The sequence below is a fragment of the Streptomyces sp. JLYT201 genome (genome assembly GCF_059448825.1).
Genome location: NZ_CM182551.1, coordinates 306,068 through 329,035, shown reverse-complemented (window position 1 = coordinate 329,035; position 22,968 = coordinate 306,068). Strand labels below are relative to the sequence as shown.

Below are 22,968 nucleotides of genomic sequence, written 5' to 3'. Positions count from 1 at the left end.
CAGACCATGACGTCTTCGAAGCGAGACCGCGCCGCGGCCCTGCCCAAGGACCTCCAGGAGGCGCTGCGCCGGCGCCTCGCCGGACGCGCCGGCGGCGCGGCGGGAACGACGGCGGCCGGGAAGGACGGGGCGCCGGGCCCGGCCGCACGGCCGGGCATCCCGCCCGCGGACCGTTCGGCACCGCTCCCGCTGTCCTTCGCCCAGCAGCGGCTGTGGTTCCTGGACCGGCTGCGGCCCGGCGACTCCCGCTACAACAGCGCCGTCGCGCTGCGGCTCACCGGCGCCCTCGACCGCGCGGCGCTCTCCCGCGCCCTTGACACCGTCGTGGCGCGCCACGAGGCGCTGCGCACCACGTTCCAGGAGACCGACGGGCGACCGGCACAGACCGTGAGCCCGGCCGGACCGGTGCCGCTTCCCGTACGGGACCTGCCCGCCGCGGGCACGGCGGCCCTGGAGGAAGCCCTCCTCGCGGAGTACGAGCGGTCCTTCGACCTGAGCGGCGGCCCGCTGCTGCGCGCCCTGCTGCTGCGGGAGCCCCAGGGCGCCGAGACGTCCCACGTCCTGCTCCTGACCGCCCACCACATCGTCACCGACGGCTGGTCGATGGGCGTGGTCCTGGAGGAGCTGTGCGTCGCGTACGACGCGCTGGCCCGGGGCGCGGAACCGGAGCTGCCGCCGGTGGCGGCGCAGTACCCGGACTTCGCGGTGTGGCAGCGCGAGCGGCTCTCCGGAGCGCGCCTGGAGCGGCACCTCGCCTACTGGGCCGAGCAGTTGACCGGCGCGGTGCCGCCGGGCCTGCCGCTGGACCGGCCCCGCCGCGGCGAGGAGGCGGGGGCGGGCGCCGTGCACACCTTCGCCGTGTCCGCGGACACCACGGCCCGGCTGCGCGCACTCGCCACGGAACGGCACACCACCCTCTTCACGTCCCTGGTCGCCGGGTGCCAGGCGCTCCTGGCCCGCTGGTCCGGGCAGGACGACATCACCGTCGGCTCGCTGACCCCCGGCCGTTCCCACACCGACCTGGAACGGTCCGTCGGCTTCTACGTCAACACCGTCGTGCTGCGCACCCCCGTGGCGGAGGCCGCCTCCTTCCGCGACCTCCTGGGAGCCACGGCCGACACCGTCAACGACGCCTTCGCGCACGGCGACACGCCCTTCGAGCGCCTGGTGGAGACCGTGGGCGCGGCCCGCGAGGCAGGCCGCAACCCTCTGTTCGACGTGATGGTCCTGCTGCACCCCGCCCCGCCCGAGGCGCCCGGCATGAACGGCGTGAGCGCCTCCCCGGTGACCGTGCCCCGGCGCGCCTCCACCTTCGACCTGAGCGTGGAGTTCGTGCCCGACGGGGACGAGCTCGTCGGCCTCTTGGAGTACCGCACCGACCTGTTCGACACCGCCACGGCCGCGCGGATGGCCGACCAGCTCGTGCGGCTCCTCGACACCGCCGCCCGCGAGCCGGACCGCTCCCTGGGCACGGTCCCGCTGCTCTCCCCGGAGGAGACCCGGCGGATCACCCAGGAGTGGAACGCCACGGCGGCACCGGAGCCCGCCGGAACCTACCCCGAGCTCTTCGCCCGGCAGGTCGCCCGGGCCCCGCACGCCACCGCCCTGGTCGCCGGGGACGACCGCCTCGACTACGCGACGCTCGACGCCCGCGCCGACCGCCTCGCCCACCACCTCGTCGCCCACGGCGCCGGGCCGGAACGACTGGTCGCGCTGCGGCTTCCCCGCACCGCCGACATGGTCGTGGCGATGCTCGCCGTGTGGAAGTCCGGCGCGGGCTATCTGCCCCTGGACCCCTCGCTGCCCGACGAGCGCGTGCGGTTCCTGCTCGACGACGCCCGCCCGGCCCTGGTCCTCGACGAGGCCGCGCTCGCGGCCGTGCCGGACACCGGGCCCGCCGCCCACCTGCCGGCCGCGCCGCTCGACCCGGACACCACCGCGTACGTCATCTACACCTCCGGCTCCACCGGCCGCCCCAAGGGCGTCGCCGTCTCGCACCGCTCGCTCGCGAACCTCCTGGCGGGCCACCGCGAGGGCTTCGTCGCCGCGGCGGGCGGCGGCCCGCTGCACGTCGCCCTGACCGCGTCGTTCTCCTTCGACACCTCGCTGGAGGGCGTGCTGCTGATGGCCGACGGCCACCCGCTGCACCTCGTCGACGAGACGACCCGCCTGGACGCCGCGGCCCTGGTCGAGTACGTCGTCGCGCACCGCGTCGACTTCCTCGACCTGACGCCCTCGTACCTGCGCCAGCTGCTGCCCGCCGGACTGCTGAGCGACCCCCGCCACCACCCCCGGATCCTGATGCTCGGCGGCGAGGCCATCGGCCCCGCCCTGTGGCGCGAGCTCGCCGGACACCAGGACGTGGCCGCGTACAACTTCTACGGCCCCACCGAGTGCACCGTCGACGCGCTCGCCTGCCGGATCGAGGGCGACGGACGGCCGCTGGTGGGCCGGCCGCTGCCCGGCGTGCGGGCCTACGTCCTCGACCGGCGGCTCCAGGCCGTGCCGCCCGGCGTCGGCGGCGAGCTGTACCTGGCGGGCGAACAGGTCGCCCGTGGCTATGCGGGCCGCCCCGGTCTCACCGCCGCCCGCTTCCTGCCCGACCCGTTCGGCCCGCCCGGCAGCCGCATGTACCGCACCGGGGACCTGGCCCGCTGGACGGGAGATGGGCAACTCGATTACCTGGGCCGCGCCGACGACCAGGTGAAGGTGCGCGGCCACCGCATCGAGCCGGGCGAGATCGAGGCCGTGCTCCTCGACCTGCCGGAGGTCTCCGGGGCCGCGGTCGTCGCGGTGCCCGACGCGCACGGCCATCTGCGCCTCGCCGCCTACGTCACGCCCGCCGCGGACACCGCCGGGCCCGCCGCCGCGGAGCTGCGGGGCGCGTGCCGCCGCGTCCTGCCCGACCACATGGTGCCGTCGTCGTTCACCGTGCTCGACACGCTCCCGCTGACCGCCCACGGCAAGCTGGACCGCAGGGCCCTGCCCACCCCCGACCTCGAATCCGGCCCCCGCGAAAGGGAGTTCGTCGCCCCGCGCACCCCCGACGAGGAGACCCTCGCGGCCATCTGGGCGGAGGTCCTCGGCACGAGCAAGGTCGGGGTCACCGACAACTTCTTCGAGCTCGGCGGCGACTCCATCCTCAGCATCCAGGCCGTCTCCCGCGCCCGCGCCGCCGGTCTGCGCCTCAGCTCGCAGGACGTGTTCCGGCACCAGACGGTCGCCGACCTGGCCGCCGCCGCGTCCCGGCGGAACGCCGACGTGCCCGCGCCCCGACGGCCGCGCACCGAGGGGCCCGCCCCCCTGACCCCCGTACAGGAGTGGTTCTTCGCCACCCACGGAGCCCGGCGGCACTTCAGCATGTCGCTCCTGCTCGACCTGCCGTACGACCTCGACGAACAGGCACTGGAACGGGCCGTGGAAGCCCTCGCCGCCCACCACCCGGCGCTGCGCACACGCTTCGCGAGCACCGAAGGCAGCTGGCGGCAGCACCCAGGAGAGGGCCCGGCCACCGGCCTGCTGACCCGCCACGACCTGCCCGCCGACGCCGACGCCGCCGCGGCCGCCCGGGAAGCGGCCGCCGACGCCGCCCGCGCCGCCCTCGACCCGGCCACCGGCGCCCTCCTGCGCGCGGCGCTGCTGCGCCCAGCGGGAGGGGAGCGCTCCACGGCCGGGGAGCGGCCCACGGCGGGGGAGCGGCCCGCGGCGGGGGAGCGGCCCGCGGCGGGGGAGCGGCCCACGGCGGGGGAGCGGCCCACGGTGGGGGAGCGGCCGCAACTGTTCCTGACCGCCCACCACTTGGCCGTGGACAGCGTCTCCTGGCGGATCCTCCTCGCCGACCTGGAGCAGGCCTACCGCCAGGCCGCCGCGGGCGAGCCGGTCCGCCTGGAGCCCGCCGCCACGCCGTTCGCCGACTGGTCCTGCCACCTGTCCGAGCGCGTGCGCTCCGGCGCCCTCGACGGCGACCTGCCCGCCTGGACGGCGGAGGCCGCCGAGCCCCGCACCGCGCTGCCCGTCGACCGGACGGCCGCCCCGCTCGCCGGATCGGTGCGCACCGTGCGCACCCGGGTGGACCGCGCCACCACCGAGGCGCTGCTGCGCCGGGTGCCCGGCGTCTACCGCACCCAGGTCAACGACGTGCTGCTCAGCGCCCTCGGCCGGGTGCTCGCCGACTGGGCGGGCGCCGAACGCGTCACCGTCGCCCTGGAGGGCCACGGCCGCGAGGACGACACCCTCGACCTGTCCGGCACGGTGGGCTGGTTCACCACCCAGTACCCCGTCACCCTCGCCCCCGTCGGACCGCCCGGCGCGCCCGACTGGGGCGCCACGCTCAAGGCCGTCAAGGAGCGGCTGCGGGCCGTGCCCCGGCGCGGCCTGAGCTACGAGGCGCTGGCCCGCCTCGGCTCGCCCGACCCGTCGGCCCGCGCCCTGCGGGACCTGCCGCTGCCCCAGGTGTCGTTCAACTACCACGGCCAGTGGGACACCCCCGGCACCGGCGACTTCGCCCCCGCCGCCGACGTGCCCGGCCGGGACCTCGCCGCCGACGTGCCCGTCGACCACCTGCTCGACGTCACGGCCGTGGTGGCGGACGGCGAACTGGAGATCACCTGGCACTACAGCCAGGACACGCACGACGCGGCCACCGTCGAGGACCTGGCCGCGGGCCTGGTCGCCGCCCTCACCGCGATCACCGAGCACTGCGCCCGCCCCGACGCCGGTGGCCGCACCCCCTCCGACTTCCCGCTGGCCCGCCTCGACCAGGCCGGAGTGGACCGCCTCGTCGGCGACGGCAGGAGCGTGGAGGACCTGCTGCCGCTGACCCCCCTCCAGGAAGGCATGCTCTTCCACCGCCTCGTCGGCGGCCCCGACGACGTGTACGTGGACCAGGCGGCGCTGCTCCTCGACGGCGTGGCCGACCCGCACGCCTTCGCCCTGGCCTGGCAGCAGGTGGCCGACGAGACGCCCACCCTGCGCACGTCCGTGGTCTGGGAGGACGTCCCCGCCCCGCTCCAGGTGGTGCACCGCGAGGTCTGCGTACCGGTCACCCACGTGGACCTGCGGGACCTGGCCGAGAACGAGCGCGCCGCCCGGTTCGAGCGGCTGCGCGCCGACGACCTCGCGCGCGGCATCGACCTCACCACGGCCCCCCTCATGCGGCTCACCCTGGTCCGGCTGCCCGACGCGCGCCTGCACCTGCTGTGGACCTCCCACCATCTGATCCTGGACGGCTGGAGCCTCGCCCAGGTGCTCACCGAGGTCGGCGAGCGCTACGCCGCGCTCACCAGCGGCAGCGCCGCCCGGCCACTGGTGCGCCGCCCCTTCGGCGACTACGTACGGTGGCTGGCCGAACAGGACGGCACGGCCGCACGCGCGCACTGGCAGCAGGTTCTCGCAGCCTTCGCCACGCCGACCCCGCTGCCCGTCGACCGCCCCCTGAGCGACGCGCACGTGGCCCGCTCCGCCGCGGTCCACACCACCGGCCTGTCCGACGAGGTGTCCGCGCGCCTCGCGCGCACCGCGCGGGCCGCCGGACTCACCGCCAACACCCTGGTCCAGGGCGCCTGGGCGCTGCTGCTCGCCCGCCACGGCGCGGAGCGGGACGTGGTGTTCGGCACCACCGTGTCCGGGCGCCCCGACGAACTGCCCGGCGTGGAGTCGATGGTGGGCATGTTCATCAACACCCTGCCCACCCGCGTCTCCGTCGACAGCGCCCGCACGGTCGGCGCGTGGCTGCGCGAACTCCAGGAGGCACAGGCCGAGTCGCGGCGCTACTCCGCGGTCTCCCTGGCCGAGCTGACCGCGCTCAGCGACGTGCCCTCGGGCACCCCCCTGTTCCACAGCATGGTGGCCTTCGAGAACTACCCCTTCGACGAGGCCCGCGCAGCCACCACCGGCGTCCGCCTCCTGGACGTCACCTCTCGCGACGCCACCAACTACCCGCTGGTGCTCCGCGCCTACCAGGGCGAACGGCTCGGCTTCGACCTGGCCTACGATCCGGACCTCTTCGACGCCGCGACGGCACGGGCGCTCGCCGACCGGCTGTGCCTGCTCCTCGCGCAGTTCGCCGACCACCTCGACCGGCCGCTGCGCGACCTCGCCGTCACCACCGCCGAGGAGCGCCGCCGGATCCTGACCGAGGGGAACGGCTCCGCGGACGGACGCCCCGCGCACACCCTGGTGGACCTCTTCGAGGCCCAGGCCGCGCGGACGCCCCACGCCACCGCGGTCACCTGCGCGGACGAGCGCCTCGACTACGCCGCGCTCGACGCGGCGGCCGGGCGCCTCGCCCACCGCCTCGCCGAGGCCGGAGCCGGTCCCGAGCGCTTCGTGGCCCTCGCCCTGCCCCGCTCCACCGACCTGGTCGTCGCGGTCCTCGCCGCCCTGAAGTCGGGCGCCGCCTATCTGCCGATCGACCCCAAGCTGCCCGCCGAGCGCGTCGCCCAGCTGCTGCGCGACACCGCCCCGGTGGCCCTGGTGACCACCACGGACACGGACGTACGCGCCGACGGCACCGCCCTGCCCGTGCTGCTCCTGGACGACGCGCGGGTACGGGCCGACCTCGACCGGCGCCCGGCCACCGGCCCGGACCCGGCCCGGCGCCCGCTGCCGGAGAGCCCCGCCTACGCCATCTACACCTCCGGCTCCACCGGCAGGCCCAAGGGCGTCGTCGTCCCGCACGCCAACGTCGTCCGGCTGTTCACCCGCACCCGCGACTGGTTCGGCTTCGACGAGCACGACGTGTGGACGCTGTTCCACTCGTACGCCTTCGACTTCTCCGTGTGGGAGCTGTGGGGCCCGCTGCTGCACGGCGGCCGGCTCGTCGTCGTCCCCGACGACACCGCCCGCTCCCCGGAGGACTTCCTGCGCCTCCTCGCGGACGAAGGCGTCACGGTCCTCAACCAGACCCCGTCCGCCTTCTACCCGCTCGCCCGCGCGGACGCCGAACACCCCGAGCTGAGCAGGCGCTTGACGTTGCGTCAAGTCATCTTCGGCGGCGAGGCCCTCGACGTCGGCCGGCTCGCCGACTGGTACGCCCGCCACCCGGACGAGTCACCGCGCCTGGTCAACATGTACGGCATCACCGAGACCACCGTGCACGTCACCTACGCCCCCCTCGACCGGACCGCGGCCCGCACCGGCACCGCGAGCCCCATCGGCACCGGCATCCCCGACCTGCGCGTCCACGTGCTCGACGACGACCTGGCCCTGGCACCCCCCGGCGCCATCGGCGAGATGTACGTGGCGGGCGAGGGCCTGGCCCGCGGCTACCTCGGCCTGCCCGCCCTCACCGCCACCCGGTTCCTGCCCGACCCCTTCGGGCCGCCCGGCAGCCGCATGTACCGCACCGGCGACCGGGCCCGGCGCCGGCCCGACGGCACCCTGGAGTACCTCGGCCGCGCCGACGCCCAGGTCAAGATCCGCGGCTACCGCATCGAACCCGGCGAGATCGAGGCCGCGCTCCACACCCACCCCGGCGTCGGCGCCGCCACCGTCGGCGTGTACGAGGACTCCGCCGGGACCCGGCGCCTGGTCGCCCACGTCGTGGGCTCGGGCGCGGAGGGCGCCCCGGCGGCCGCCGCGCTCCGCGCGCACCTGGAAAGCCTGCTGCCCGCCCACATGGTGCCCGCCGCCTACGTTCCGCTGGCCGCGCTGCCCCTGACCGTCAACGGCAAGCTCGACCGGCGCGCCCTGCCCGCACCCGGCGCCGACGGCTTCGCCACCGGGGGCGACCGCACCTCGCCGCGCACCGAAGCCGAACGCCTGGTCGCCGCCGCCTGGGCGGACGTCCTTGACACCGACGAGGTGGGCGCCGACGACGACTTCTTCGCCCTCGGCGGCGACTCCATCCTCGCCGTCCGCGTCACCTCGCGGCTGCGCGCCGCCTTCGGCACGGACGTCTCACCCCGGCTCCTCTTCACCCACCCCACCGTGAGCGCCCTGGCCGCTGCCCTAGGCGAACCGTCGGGCGCCGCGGCCCCGGACGTGATCCCGGCCGCCGACCCGGCCGCCGCGGCGCCGCTGTCGTACGCCCAGCAGCGCCTGTGGTTCCTCGACCGCTTCGAGCCCGGCAGCACCGAGTACACGACGGTGTCCGCCCTGCGCCTGCGCGGCACGCTCGACGAGGCCGCCCTGCGCACCGCCCTCGACGGCCTGGTCGCCCGGCACGAGGCGCTGCGCACCACCTTCGCCGAACAGGACGGCACGGCCCGGCAGCTCGTGGCCCCGCCGCACGGCGCCGACCTGCGCGTGGACGACCTCACGTCCGCCGCTGCCGACGCGGTGGACGCCCTCCTGGAACGCGAGGCCACCACCCCCTTCGACCTGAGCACCGGGCCCCTGCTGCGGGCCCGCCTCGCCCGCCTGGCCGCCGACGAGCACCTGCTCGTCCTGGCCCTCCACCACATCGTCACCGACGGCTGGTCCCTCGGTGTCCTCGGCCGCGACCTGGGAGAGCTGTACGCGGCGGCGCTGGAGGGCCGCAGCCCGCAGCTGCCCGAACTGCCCGTGCGCTACGCCGACTACGCCGCCTGGCAGCGCGGCCGCACCGAGGAGGCCGAGCGGCAGCTCGCCCACTGGAAGCGCGCACTGGACGGCCTGGCCCCGCTGGAGCCGCCCACGGACCGGCCGCGCCCCGCCGTGCGCACCCGCGACGGCGCCCTGGTGACCTTCCCGCTGCCCGCCGCGCTCGTGGAGCGGCTGCGGGATCGGGGCCGCGAGGCCGACGCCACCCTGTACATGACGCTCCTGACGGCCTGCCAGGTCCTGCTCGCCCGGTGGACGGGCCAGCAGGACATCGCCGTCGGCACCGTGACCGCGGGGCGCGAGCGCCCCGAACTCCACGACGTGGTCGGCATGTTCGTCAACACCCTCGTGCTGCGCGGCGAGATCACCCCCGGCGCGTCGTTCCGCCGGCTGCTGGACCGGGCGCGCACCACCACCCTCGACGCCTTCGCCCACCAGGACGTGCCCTTCGAGCGGGTCGTGGACGCGGTGCGGCCCGAGCGCGACACCAGCCGCACCCCCCTGTTCCAGGTGATGGTGGCCCTGCACAACCTGGGCACCGAGGCGCCCGGCCTGCCCGGCCTCGACGTCGAGGCCGTGACCCCGCCGGTGCGGGGTGCCACCTTCGACCTCGCCTTCGACTTCGTCGAGCACGACGACGGCGTCACCGGCCACCTGGAGTACAGCACCGGCCTGTTCGACCCCGGCACCGCCGAGCGCCTCGCCGCCCAGCTGAGGCTGCTCCTGGAAGCGGTCGCCGACGACCCGGACCAGGAGGTCGGCGCGCTGCCGCTGCTGACCGCCGCCGAGCGGCGCCAGGTCCTGGAGGAGTGGCAGGGCGGCCCGGCACCCACCCCGGAGACCACCTTCCCCGCGCTGTTCGAGGCACAGGCCGCGCGCACGCCGGACGCCACCGCCCTGGTCGCCCGCGACGCCACGCTCGACTTCGCCGCCCTCAACGGCCGCGCCAACCGCCTCGCCCACCACCTCATCGCCCAGGGCGTCGGCCCCGAGCGCACCGTCGCCACGCGGCTGCCGCGCACCTCGGACCAGGTGGTCGCCCTGCTCGCCGTCCTCAAGGCGGGCGGCACCCTGCTGTGCCTGGACCCCGACCTGCCCGAGGAGCGCGTCGCCCACCTCACCGCCGACGCCGCGCCCCGCACGGTCCTGACGGCCGAGGCGCTGCGCGCGGTGCCCTGGGACCGGCTGCCCGCCCACGACCCGACCGACGCCGACCGCCGCGCGCCGCTGCGCCCGGCCACCACCGCGTACGTCATCTACACCTCCGGCTCCACCGGGCGGCCCAAGGGCGTCGCCGTGGAACACCGCCAGCTGGTCAACCTCTGCCACGACCACCAGGAGGGGCTCGTCGCCCCGCACACCACCGACGGCCGTCGGCTGCGGGCCGCGCTCAGCGCGTCGTTCTCCTTCGACACCTCCTGGGAGGGGCCGCTGCTCCTCGCGCTCGGCCAGGAGGTCCACCTCGTCGACGAGGACGTGCGCCTGGACCCCGACGCGTTCTGCGCCCAGGTCGCCGAGCGCCGCCTGGACCTGGTGAACGTCACCCCGTCCTTCCTGCGCGAACTCACCGCGGCGGGCCTCCTCGCGCCCGGCCGCCACCACCCGCGCGTGCTCCTGGTGGGAGGCGAGGCGATCGGCGCCGACACCTGGCGCGAGCTGTGCGCGGCCCAGGACACCGGCGTCACCGCGTACAACGTGTACGGGCCCACCGAGTGCACCGTCGACGCCGTCTACGGCCCGTGCGCCCAGCGGCCCGAGCGCCCGGTCATCGGCCGCCCCGGCCGGGGCCTGATCGCCTACGTCCTCGACGGCGCGCTGCGGCCGGTGCCGCCCGGCACCCCGGGCGAGCTGTACCTCGCGGGCGCGCAGGTGGCCCGCGGCTATCTGAACCGGCCGGGCCTGACCGCGACCCGCTTCCTCGCCGACCCCTACGGGGCGCCGGGCACGCGCATGTACCGCACCGGCGACCGCGCCCGCTGGGACGACCGCGGGCTCCTGGAGTTCCTCGGCCGCGTCGACGAGCAGGTCAAGATCCGCGGCTTCCGCATCGAACCCGGTGAGATCGAGGCCGCCCTGACGGCCCGTCCGGACGTCGCCGAGGCCGTGGTGACGCCCCACGAACACGCGGGCCGCACCCTGCTCGTGGCGTACGTGGTGCCCGCGGGGGAGCACACCCCGACGGGCGAGGACCTGCGGGCCCGGCTGCGCAGGACGCTGCCGGACCACATGGTGCCGCAGGCGTTCGTGCCGCTGACGCGCATCCCGCGCACCAGCGGCGGCAAGACCGACCGCCGCGCCCTGCCCGCCCCGCCCGCGCAGCCCGACACCCAGGTGCCCTACGTCGCGCCCCGGCCCGGCACCGAGGAGCGCCTGGCCACGATCTGGGCGGACGTCCTGGGCGTGGCCCGGGTGGGCGCGCGCGACAACTTCTTCGCGCTCGGCGGCGACTCGATCCTCAGCATCCAGATCGTCTCCCGGGCCCGCCGCGCGGGCCTCGCCGTGACCACCAAGGACGTGTTCCGCGCGCCGACCGTCGCCGAACTCGCCCTGTGCGCCACCGCCGCGGACCCGGCAGGGACGGACCCGGGCGCCGCCCCGCCCGCCGAGGCGCCGCTCACCCCGATCCAGCGCTGGTACCTCGACGCCCGCCGCCCCGGCGACGCGCTGCGCTTCACCATGACCCAGCGCCTGGAACTGGCCCCGGACACCGACCTGTCCGCCCTGGAGCAGGCCGTCGACGCCGTCGTGCGCCACCACGCCGCGCTGCGCACCCGCTTCCGCCACACCGGCGACGGCTGGCGCCAGGAACTCCTTGCCGAGGCCCCGGGGCCCGTGTTCACCGCCCACGACGCGACGGGCCTCGACGCGGCCGCGCTCGAGGCACAGGTGCAGCGCGCGGCGGACGCGGCCCAGGCCTCGCTCGACCCCACCGAGGGCCGCACGGTCCGGGTCCTCGTCTTCGACCGCGGCCCCGGCCGGGCCGCGCAACTCGTCTTCACCGTGCACCACCTGGCGGTGGACGGCGTCTCCTGGCGCATCCTGCTCGGCGACCTGGAGAGCGCCCACCGCGCGGCCGTCGCCGGACGGCCCGTCGACCTGGCCCCGGTCGGCACCGCGTACGGACACTGGGCCGCCCGGCTCGACGAGCACACCCGCTCCGGCGCCCTGGACGCCGACCTCGCCCACTGGCGCAGGACCGCCGCCGCACCGGCGGACCTGCCCGCCGGGCGCCCCGGCCCCAACACCCACGGCGGCGCCGCCACGCTCACGGTCACGCTGACGCCCGAGGAGACCGACGCCCTGCTGCGCCAGGTCCCCGACGTCTACCGCACCCAGGTCAACGACGTGCTCCTCAGCGCCCTGGGCCGCACCCTGGCCCGCTGGTGCGGGCGCGACACCGTCCTGATCGGCATGGAGGGCCACGGCCGCGAGGAGCTGTTCGAGCACGTGGACCTGTCGCGGACCGTCGGCTGGTTCACCGCCGAGTTCCCCCTCGCCCTGACCGTCGCCCCCGACGCCGACTGGCGCGACACCCTGCGCTCGGTCAAGGAACAGCTGCGCGCGGTCCCGCTGCACGGCCTGAGCCACGGCGCCCTGCGGCACCTGCTGCCCGAAAGCCCGCTGGCCGAAGGGCCCGCACCGCAGGTCGGGTTCAACTACCACGGACAGTGGGACACCGCGGGACCCCGGGACGGCGCGCTGTACGGCGCCGCCCTGCCGTCCGCGGGCCGCGACACCGACCCCGACGAGACCCGGCCCTACCTCCTCGACATCACCGGCGTGGTCCACGACGGGCGCCTCGAACTCGGCTGGACCTACCCGACCGCCGTCTACGACGAGGCCACCGTGCGCCGACTGGCCGAGGAGACGCACGCGGCACTGCGCGACATCGCCCGGCACTGCGCCCGCCCCGACGCGGGCGGCCGCACGCCTTCCGACTTCCCGCTCGCCGGGCTCACCCAGGACCACCTGGACCGGCTCGTCGGCGACGGACGGCACGTCGCGGACGTCCTGCCGCTGACCCCGCTCCAGGCCGGGATGCTCTTCCACGGCCTCGTCGACACCGCGGGCGCCTACTTCGACCGCACCGCGGTGCGCCTCTCCGGAGTCACGGACCCGCGGGCGCTCGCCGCCGCCTGGCAGCAGGTCGCCGACCGCACCCCGGCACTGCGCACCAGCGTCCACTGGCAGGGCCTGCCGCAGCCGGTGCAAGTGGTCCACCACCGCGCGCAGCTGCCGGTCACCCACCTCGACTGGCGCGCGCTGACGCCCGACGGGCGCGCGGAGGCCGTCGAGCGGCTGCTCGCCGAGGACCGCGCCGCGGGCATGGAGCTGACCACCGCGCCCCTCACCCGGATCACCCTGGCCGCCCTGCCCGGCGACGAGGTCCTGCTGCTGTGGTCGTCGCACCACCTCATCCTCGACGGCTGGAGCAGCGGCCAGCTCCTCATCGAGGTGTGCGAGCGCTACGCCGCGCTCACCGGCGGCCCGGAAGCCGCCGCCCCGATCCGGCGCCCCTTCGCGGACTTCCTCCGGTGGCTCGCCGAGCAGAACGAGTCCGCCGCCGAGGCGCACTGGGCCGACGAGCTCGCCGGATGCGCCACGCGCACCCCGCTGCCGTACGACCGCGTACCCGCCGAGGCGCACCGCGCCCGCTCCGAGGAAGCCGTCGCACGCGAACTCGACGCCGGCGTCTCACGCGCGCTGCGGGAGACGGCGGCCCGCGCCGGACTGACCGTCAACACCGTGGTGCAGGCCGCCTGGGGGCTGCTCCTGGCCCGCTACAGCGGCCGCGACGACGTCGTGTTCGGCACGACGGTCTCCGGCCGCCCCGCCGAGCTGCCCGGCGTGGACTCCATGGTCGGCATGTTCATCAACACCGTGCCGACGCGGGTGCGCGTCCCCGGCGGCGGCGTGCTGCCCTGGCTGCGCGACCTCCAGGAGCGGCAGAGCGACGCCCGCCGCTTCGACTTCCTCGCGCTGCCCCGCATCCAGGCCCTCAGCGAGCTCCCGTCGGGCGAGGCCCTGTTCGACAGCATGGTGGTGTTCGAGAACTACCCCGTCGACGAGCAGGCCGCGGCCAGGACCGGCGTGCGCGTCGAGGAGGTGCGCGCCGACGACGCCACCACCTTCCCGCTGTGCCTGCGCGCCCACCTCGCCGAGGGGCTCGGCTTCGACCTGGCCTACGACGCCGCCCTCTTCGACCGGGCCACCGTCGAACGCGCCGCGGACCGCCTCACCGCCCTGCTCACCCGCCTCGCCGAGGGCCTCGACAAAGACGTCGACGACCTGGACCTGCTCACCGCCGAGGACAAGGACCTCCTGCGGCGGTGGAACGCCACCGCCTGTGACGGCCCGCCCGCGCGCACCCCGGTGGCCCTCTTCGCCGAGCAGGCCCGCCGCACCCCCGCCGCGGTCGCCGTCCAGGACGGCGACCAGGAATTGACGTACCGTCAACTCGCGGACTGGTCCGACCGCGTGGCCGCCCGGCTCGGCGCGCAGGGCCTGCGGGCCGAGGACCGCGTGGCCCTGCTCATGGACCGCTCCGCCGCCCTCGTGGTCGCGCAGCTCGCGGTCCTCAAGGCGGGCGGCGCCTATGTGCCCGTCGACGCCCGCGCGCCCGAGGAGCGCCGCCGCGCCCTGCTCGACCAGGTCGGCGCCACCGTCCGGCTCACCGCCGACGACGTCCTGGCAGCGCGCACCGGCCCAGCCGGAGCACCGGCCGCCGGGCAGCCCGACCCCGACCAGCTGGCCTACGTGATGTTCACCTCCGGCTCCACCGGCCTGCCCAAGGCCGTGGCCGTACGCCACCGCGACGTGGCCGCACTGGCCACCGACAGCCGCTTCGCGGACGGCGTGTGCGCCCGCGTCCTGCTGCACTCCCCGGTCGCCTTCGACGCCGTCACCTTCGAGGTGTGGGCGCCCCTGCTGACCGGCGGCCGCGTGGTCGTCGCCCCCGACGGGGCGGTGGACGCGGCCCTGCTGCGGCGGCTCGCCGGTGCCGGCGGCCTGAGCGCGCTGTGGCTGACCGCCGGACTGTTCCGGCTCCTTGCCCAGGACGCCCCGGACTGCTTCACCGGCCTGCGCCAGGTGTGGACGGGCGGTGACGTCGTCCCGGCGGCGGCCGTGCGCCGGGTCCTCGCCGCCTGCCCCGGCCTGACCGTCGTGGACGGCTACGGCCCCACCGAGACCACCACCTTCGCGACCTCCTTCGCCCTCTCCGACCCCGCCGCCGTGCCCGACACCGTGCCGATCGGCCACCCGCTGGACGCCATGCGCGCCCACGTCCTCGACGCCCGCCTCAGGCCCGTGCCGCCGGGCTGCGCGGGCGAGCTGTTCCTCGCGGGCGAGGGCGTGGCACGCGGCTACCTGGGCCGCGGCGCGGAGACCGCGGGCCGGTTCCTCGCCGACCCCTACGGGCCGCCCGGCGCCCGCATGTACCGCACCGGCGACCTGGCCCGGCGCCACCCGGACGGCACCGTCGCGTTCCTTGGCCGCGCCGACGACCAGGTGAAGATCCGCGGCTTCCGCGTCGAGCCCGGCGAGGCCGAGGCCGCCCTCGCGGCGCACCCCGGCGTCGCGGACGTCGCCGTGGTGGCCCGCGAGGACCGGCCAGGGGCCCGCCGCCTGGTGGCCTACCTCGTCGGCCCGGCGGGCGAGGACCTGACGGAGCTGCGGACCTTCGCCGCCCGCACGTTGCCCGACTACCTCGTGCCCTCCGCCTACGTCCCGCTGGCGGCCCTGCCGCTCAGCGCCAACGGCAAGGTCGACCGGGCGGCGCTCCCGGCACCGGAGCCGGACGCCGGGGCGGGCGGCGCCGCACGCGTCGAGCCCCGCACCGACGCCGAACGGCGCGTCGCCGACGTCTTCGCCGACGTCCTCGGCGCGGACCGGCCCGGCGTGGAGGACGACTTCTTCACCCTGGGCGGCGACTCGATCCTCAGCATCCGCCTCGCGTCCCGCCTGGCCGAGGCGTTCGGCACGGACGTCTCGCCGCGCGCGGTGTTCACCCACCCCACTCCGGCCGCGCTCGCCACCCTGGTCACCGCCGACCCGGCCCCCGGCACGGCACGGCCCGCCATCGTGCCCGTCGCGCGCGCCACGGCCCCCATGTCGTACGCCCAGCAACGCCTGTGGTTCCTCGCGGAGTTCGCGCCCGGCGGGACCGCCGAGTACGTCACGGGCCTCGCGCTGCGGCTGCGCGGACGGCTCGACACCGGTGCCCTGACCCGGGCCCTGACCGGCCTCGTGGCCCGGCACGCCTCGCTGCGCACCACCTTCGACACCGTCGACGGCCACGGCGTGCAGCTCGTGCACCCGCCCCGCGAGGTACCGCTGCCGACGCACGACCTGTCGGGAACGTCCGAGAAGCACCGCGAGGCCCAGCTGCACCGCCTCCTGACGGACGAACGCACCCGCCCCTTCGACCTGCGCCACGGCCCACTGCTGCGCACCGCCCTGGTGCGCCTCGGCGCCGACGACCACGTGCTCGCGCTGACCCTGCACCACATCGTCACCGACGGCTGGTCCACCGCCGTGCTCACCGGCGACCTGGCCCACCTCTACCGGCAGGCCCTCGGCACCGGCACCGGAGAGCTGCCGCCGCTGCCGGTGCAGTACGCCGACTACGCGCACTGGCAGCGCACCGCCGAAGGCGCGGACGCCGACGCCCAACTCGGCTACTGGAAGCAGCACCTGGCCGACATCGAACCCGTCGACCTGCCCACCGACCGGCCGCGCCCCGCCGTGCGCACCCACCACGGCGCGACCGCGCGCCTGACCCTGGCGCCCCGCACCGCCCGGCGCCTCGCACGGGTCGGCAGGGAGCGCGGAGCCACCCTGTTCACCACCCTCGTCGCCGCGGCGCAGACCTACCTCGCGCGCCTGTCGGGCGGGCGGGACATCGCCGTCGGCACCGTCACCTCCGGCCGTGACCGGCCCGAGGTCCAGAACCTGGTCGGCTTCTTCGTCAACACCCTCGTCCTGCGCTCACGCGTCGAGCCCGAGCGCGGCTTCCCCGAGTTCCTCGACGACGTCCGGCAGACCGTGCTCGACGCCTTCGCCCACCAGGACGTGCCGTTCGAGCGGGTGGTGGACGAGGTGCAGCCGGTGCGCGACACCAGCCGCACCCCGCTCTTCCAGGTCATGGTCGTCCTCCAGAACACCCCGGCCGGCGACCTCGACCTGCCGGGACTCGACGTCACCGACATCGAGTCCGAGCTCCAGCACGCGGCCTTCGACCTCACCCTGGAGTTCGCCGAGACGGACTCCGGTGCGCTGCACGGCCTGCTCACCTACAACACCGACCTGTTCGACGCGGCGACGGCCGAGCGCATGGCCGACCAGCTCGGCACGCTCCTGACGGCCGTCGCCGACGACCCGCACCGGCCCCTGGGCGCCCTGCCCCTGTCGTCCGACGCCGAGCTGAAGACCCTCCTGGAGCAGGGCCACGGCACGGCCCGGCCGGTCACCGCGGTCACCCTGCCGCGGCTCTTCGAACGGCAGGCCGCGCGCACGCCCGACGCGGTGGCGCTCGACGACGGCTCCCGGCAGCTGACGTACGCCGAGGTCGACCGCGCCGCCAACCGCCTCGCCCACCAGCTGATCGCCCGCGGCGTCGGCCCCGAGCGCGTGGTGGCCCTGGCCCTGTCCCGGACCGCCGAAGCGGTGGTGGCGCAGCTCGCGGTGGCCAAGGCGGGCGGCGCCTTCCTGTCCGTGGACCCCGCCTACCCCGAGCAGCGCCGGGAGTTCATGGTGCGCGACGCGGGCGCCCGGCTCACCCTGGACGACCCGGCGGAGGTCTGGGCCGCCGACGGGCCCGAGACCGCGCCCACCGACGCCGACCGCACCGCACCGCTCACCTGCGACCACCCCGCGTACGTCATCTACACCTCCGGGTCCACCGGCACGCCCAAGGGCGTCGTGGTGCCGCACCGGGGCCTGGCGGGCTTCGCCGCGGCCGCCGCCGAACAGTACGCGGCGGGCCCCGGCGACAAGGTCCTGCAGTTCGCCTCGCCCAGCTTCGACGCCTCCGTCCTGGAGCTGTGCGTCTCCCTGCTCAGCGGCGCCGCCCTGGTGACCGGCGAGGAGGGCCCGCTGGTCGGCGAACGCCTCGCCCAGGTCCTCGCCGAGCGGCACGTCAGCCACACGCTCATCCCGCCCGCCGCCCTGGCCACGGTGGCGCCCGAGACCGCGGGCAGCCTGCCGCACCTGCGCACCCTGATCGTCGGCGCCGAGGCCTGCCCGCCCGACCTCGTCGAGCTGTGGGCCCCCGGCCGCCGGATGATCAACTCCTACGGGCCCACCGAGGCGACCGTGGTCGCCTCCTGGACCGGACCCCTGGCCCCGGGCGCGGGCGCCCCGCCCATCGGCCGCCCCGCGGGCGCCACCCGCCTGTACGTCCTCGACGCCGCCCTGCGGCCCGTCCCGCCCGGCGTGACCGGCGAGCTGTACGTCGCGGGGCCCGGTCTCGCCCGCGGCTATGTGAACCAACCGGGCCTGACCGCCCAGCGCTTCACCGCAGACCCGTTCGGCCCCCCGGGGGAGCGCATGTACCGCACCGGCGACCTGGTGCGCTGGGACGCCGAGGGTTCCCTGCGCTTCGCGGGGCGCGCCGACGACCAGATCAAGCTGCGCGGCTACCGCATCGAGCCGGGCGAGATCGAGAGCGCCCTGCGCCGCAGCGCCCGGGTGCGCGACGCGCTCGTCGTTGTCCGCGCCGACGGCGGCTCCGACCGGCTCGTGGCGTACGTCGTGCCCACCGGCGGCGACACCGGACAGCTCCCCGCGGCGGAGCTGCGCGAGCACCTCGCCGGGCTGCTCCCGCTGCACATGGTGCCGTCGGTGTTCGTCCCCCTTGAGCGGCTGCCGCTCACCCCGAACGGCAAGGCCGACCGGCGCGCCCTGCCCGCGCCCGGGCCCGCGCACACCGCCACCGGGCCGCACGTCGCACCGCGCACCGACACCGAACGCCGCGTCGCCCGCATCTGGGGCGACGTCCTCGGCGTCGACGACGTGGGCGCCCACGACAACTTCTTCCTGCTCGGCGGCGACTCGATCCTGAGCATGCAGGTCGTGTCCCGGCTGCGGCGCGACGGGCTGCACCTGGCCACGCGCGACCTGTTCACCCACCAGACGGTGGCCGAGCTAGCCACCGTCGTCAGGACCGCGCCGCAGCGCTCCGGCGAGGGCCCGGTGAGCGGCGACGTACCGCTCACCCCCATCCAGGAGTGGTTCCTGACCACCCCGCGCGCCGCGCACCACCACTTCAACCAGTCGGCGCTCCTGGAACTCGACGGCGCCCCCGACCCGCAGGCCCTGCGCGCCGCCCTGGAGGCGCTGCTCGAACACCACGACGCGCTGCGCATGCGCTTCACCCCGGGCGCCGACGGCTGGCAGCAGTTCAACCCGCCGCCCGCCGACACGCCCGTCGACGGCCTGCTCGTCCAGCACAACCTGAGCGGCCTGGCCGAGGCGGAGGCCGACGAGGCCCTGCACAAGGCCGCCGACGACCTGCACACCGGCTTCGACCTGGCCCGCGGCCCGCTGCTGCGGGCGGCCCTGTTCACCGGGGACGCGGACCGCCCCGTCTTCCTCCTCCTGGTCGGCCACCACCTGGTCGTGGACGCGGTGTCCTGGCGGATCCTCGCCGACGACCTGGAAGCCGCCTACCGGCAGGCGGTCGCGGGCGAACCCATCACCCTGGGGGAGCGCACCACCTCCTTCCGGGACTGGTCCCGACGGCTCGCCGCGCATGTCGCCGAGGGCGGCCTCGACCACGAACTGCCGTACTGGGAGGAGACGGTGACCGCCGAGCCGCCGCCCGCAGCCGCGGCGGCGGGAGCGGACGAGGGCGAGGCCCGGCAGGTCACCGTGGAGCTGACCGAGGAGGACACGACGGCGCTGCTGCGGGCCGCGCCGACCGCCTACCGCACCCGCGTCAACGACGTCCTGCTGGCCGCCCTCGCCCTCGCCCTCGCCCGCTGGACCGGCGGCGACCGGGTCCGCCTCGACCTGGAGGGGCACGGCCGCGAGGACCTGCTCGACGGGGTGGACCTGTCCCGCACGGTCGGCTGGTTCACCACCGTCCACCCCGTCGCCCTCCAGGTGACGCGGCCGGACGACCTCGGCGCCTCCCGCGACTGGCGGGCCCTGGTGAAGTCCGTGCGCCGCCAGTTGCGCGTGGTGCCCGGCAACGGCCTCGGCTACGGCGCCCTGCGCACCTTCGGCCCGCCCGAGGTCCGCGAGCGGCTCGGCGCCGCGGCCCACGGCCAGGTGGTGTTCAACTACCTCGGCCAGTGGGACGCCCGGCCCGCGGAGCCCGGCAGCGGCCTCGTGCGCGCCGAGCACGGCTCCCTCGGCCAGGACCACGACCCCCGGGACAGCGGCTCCCACCCCCTTGAGGTGGTCGGCGCCGTCCAGGACGGCCGCCTCGCCTTCACCTGGCACCACCGCACCGGACTGCACGACACCCAGACCGTACGCCGCGTCGCGGAGGAGTTCGCCACGGCTCTGCACCACATAGCCCGGCACGCCCGCGACAGTCTGTGACCCCACGCTCCGCCCCGGGGCGCCCGCACCGCCGGTGCCCCGGGGCGGCGACACCGCACCCACGAGAGGAGACCACACCATGGACGAGAACACCCGCTACCAGGTGCTGCGCAACGACGAGGACCAGTACTCGCTGTGGCCGATAGACGTCGACGTCCCGGCGGGCTGGCACCGCACGGACAAGGAGGGCACCGAAGCCGAGTGCTCCGCCTACGTCGACCAGGTCTGGACCGACATGCGCCCCCGCAGCCTGCGCGAGCGAATGGACCAAGGAGCATCCCGATGACGCTGCCGACGCCCACCACGCCACCCCTGCGCACCGAGCGCCTGGACTTCACGCCCTACCGCCCCGAGGACGAGGACCACTTCGTCGCCCTCCTGCGCAACGAGGTGGTCTGCCGCTGGATGGGCCAGGACCAGGTTCCCGAGGCCGACCTGCGCCAGTTGTACAAGGCGATCTTCACGGATGTGTATCCCCAACGCCTCTTCGACGTATGGGGCGTCTGGCTCGACGGCACGTACATCGGCCACGCGGAGTGCAAGAAGACCGGCAATGTCGACGGCCACGAACTGATCACCGCGCTGCTTCCGGAGTACTGGGGCAAGGGATTCGGCACCGAGGCCGTGCACGGCCTGATGCGGCACGCCGCCGAGAACCTCGGACTCAAGGAGGTGTACGGCATGGTCGGCGCGGAGAACGCCGCCAGCCTCGCGCTGTGCCGGCGCCTGAACGCCGAGCACGTGCGTGACGTCGTGGGCGACGACGGCACCGTGACCAAGATGGTCCTGATCCCGCTCACCGACGTGATCTGATCCGCCGCGTCCGTCCCGGCCGCGGGATCGGAACGTACGCCGTGACGCAGCGCACCGCCCACGCCGACCGGGCGGTGACGGCGCGGCGGCGCGGCCGGGACGGACACCGGCTTCAGGCCCCGGGCCCCTGCGGCGCGGATGCCGTCAGGTCGTGGCGCATCCGGTCGGCGGGCAGGCCCAGGGCGGACAGGCGCCGCACCGTGGCGGCCAGGGCGGGCGGGCCGCTCACGAAGACGGGCCCGCGCGAGAAAGCCGGACACCGGGCGATGGCGTCGGCCAGCGCGTCGCCCTCGGCGGCCGCACCGACGACGGTGACGGTGCTCAGCCACGGATGGCGGCTCTCCAGATCGGCCACGGCGGCCGCGGCGTACAGATCGTCGCGGGTGCGCGCGCCGAGGAACAGCCGGGCGGTCCGGCCCGGCAGGCGGCGCCGGGCCAGGTCCTCAAGGAGCGCCTTGGCACCGGCCCAGCCAGTACCGATCGCCGCGATCAGCACGTCGTGCCGGAGGTCGTCCTCCGTGAGCGTCATGGTGCCCTGCGCGGGGCCGACGAGCAGCGAGTCCCCGACGCGGGTGCGGTTCACCAGGGCGTCGCTCACCCCGCCCGGACCGGTGCGGCGGACGTGGAACTGCAGCTCGCCGTCCCGGCGCGGAGCGCACGCCATGCTGAAGGGGCGCCAGGCCCGCGCCAGGAGCGGCGACTGGAGCAGGGCGTACTGACCCGCGCGGTACGGAAACGGCTCGGTGGGGGAGACCCGGAGCACGGCCAGGTCCGGTCGGCACTGTTGGTGCCCCGTCACCGTGGCGTGCCAGAAGGGCCGTTCCGCGAGAGCCGCCTCCGCGCCCCGCACCATGGCTGCCGCCGCCCGCCGCAGCATGCGTTTCCACGCCTCTTCGGCGTCCTGGCGCCACCGGCTGCCGCCACGGCGGCGCAACGCCTCCACCAGGGCCGTCTCGAACACCTCGTAGTGCACGGGGCGCACTCCCAGCTTGCGGTGGTCGCGGCCGAGGCGGTGGCAGAAAGCGGCCACGTCGTCCGGGCGGTCCAGGTGGTCGATCAGATGGCGGAAGGCCCGTTCCAGATGGACCCGCTGGAAGTCCATCGACTCGGGGAAGAGACTGCGCAGATACGGGTGCTGGTCGAACATCACCGCGTACAGTTCCGAGATGAGCCGGTCGAACGGCAGGACGAGGGGCAGCGACTCGGTGATCAGCCGGAAGTCTTCGGCTCCGTCGTGAGGGTCGGCGCCGGTCGCCGCACCGGGTGAGCCCGCACCGGTGGGGGCGGGGTCCAGCAGGCTCTGCCGCAGCCGCTTCGCCTCCTGTCGCGCGAGCAGTACGCGGTATTCCTCGAACTGGTCGGTGGGATCGGTCTGCACAGCGGCTTCTCCTGCTCTGGCTCCGTGGAGTGCGCTCCCGCCCGTCCCGGAGCGCCCCGCGAGTCTCGCACCGGGCCCCGCCGCCCGAACGGCCCTCCCCATGGGGTCCTTCGGCCCCATGCGGAACGCGGCAGCGGGCCTATCGCGGGGTCCGCGCCTGCCCGGCCCCGTCGCGGCGGTGGACCGCGCGGCCGTGGGCGAACGCGACGGTGAGGAACAGCCCGAGGACCGCGGCGGGGGCGAGGGCCGCGGTCAGCCACGCCGAGGCGTCCCCGGGCCCGGCGGCCACCTTGACGACCGCGACGGCCACCGCGGTGACGAGGCCGCAGCCGACCAGGACCGCCACGACGTTCCGGGAGTCCCGCCGGACGGCCGGGGGCGGGCCGACGCGCAACCGCGCCCAGTGGTGCGCCGTCTCCCGCGCCTCGCGGCGCCGCCACAGGGCGGCGCGGACCCGCAGGGCGGCCGCGACCACGGCGCCCGTGGCGGCCGCGGCACCGGGTGCCCACCACGTCCGGTCCACGAGCAGCAGCACGGCGGTCACGGCGGCCGTGGCCCATCCGCTCACACAGGCGGCCGCGGCCGTGCGGCGGGCGACGGGACGGTCGGCTCCCGCGCGCAGTTCGATGAGCGCGGGAACGTACCAGACCGAACCGGCGGCGGTGACCAGGGCCGTGCCGAGGGCGAGAGCGGCGTGGGACACG

5 protein-coding genes are annotated in these 22,968 nt (G+C 76.1%); 3 read left to right on the top strand and 2 right to left on the bottom strand.

What is annotated here, in order from left to right:
- Positions 1-6: 6 nt before the first annotated feature.
- From AC5WAM_RS01285 to AC5WAM_RS01275, 3 genes are all read left to right on the top strand, one after another.
- Positions 7-20,073 carry a non-ribosomal peptide synthase/polyketide synthase gene (locus tag AC5WAM_RS01285; RefSeq protein ID WP_495521206.1) on the top strand — a complete coding sequence of 6,689 codons (20,067 nt, stop codon included), beginning with the start codon at positions 7-9 and terminating at the stop codon, positions 20,071-20,073.
- Positions 20,074-20,152: 79 nt separating this feature from the next.
- Positions 20,153-20,359: an MbtH family protein gene (locus tag AC5WAM_RS01280; RefSeq protein ID WP_366791846.1), complete on the top strand. Its 207-nt coding sequence runs from the start codon at positions 20,153-20,155 to the stop codon at positions 20,357-20,359.
- A complete protein-coding gene (locus AC5WAM_RS01275; protein ID WP_495521205.1) occupies positions 20,356-20,886 on the top strand; it encodes a GNAT family N-acetyltransferase in 531 nt (176 codons plus the stop codon). The genes AC5WAM_RS01280 and AC5WAM_RS01275 overlap by 4 nt, the downstream gene beginning before the upstream one ends.
- 112 nt (positions 20,887-20,998) lie before the next feature.
- Here the strand turns inward: AC5WAM_RS01275 and AC5WAM_RS01270 are convergent, their stop codons facing one another.
- Together AC5WAM_RS01270 and AC5WAM_RS01265 are read right to left on the bottom strand one after the other, a co-directional pair.
- Positions 20,999-22,264 (bottom strand): globin domain-containing protein, encoded by a 1,266-nt coding sequence (locus AC5WAM_RS01270; protein WP_495521204.1) that lies wholly within the window; start codon positions 22,262-22,264, stop codon positions 20,999-21,001.
- A gap of 139 nt (positions 22,265-22,403) precedes the next feature.
- Positions 22,404-22,967, bottom strand: a complete 564-nt coding sequence (locus AC5WAM_RS01265) for a hypothetical protein (RefSeq protein WP_495521203.1) — start codon at positions 22,965-22,967, stop codon at positions 22,404-22,406.
- Position 22,968: the final 1 nt, after the last annotated feature.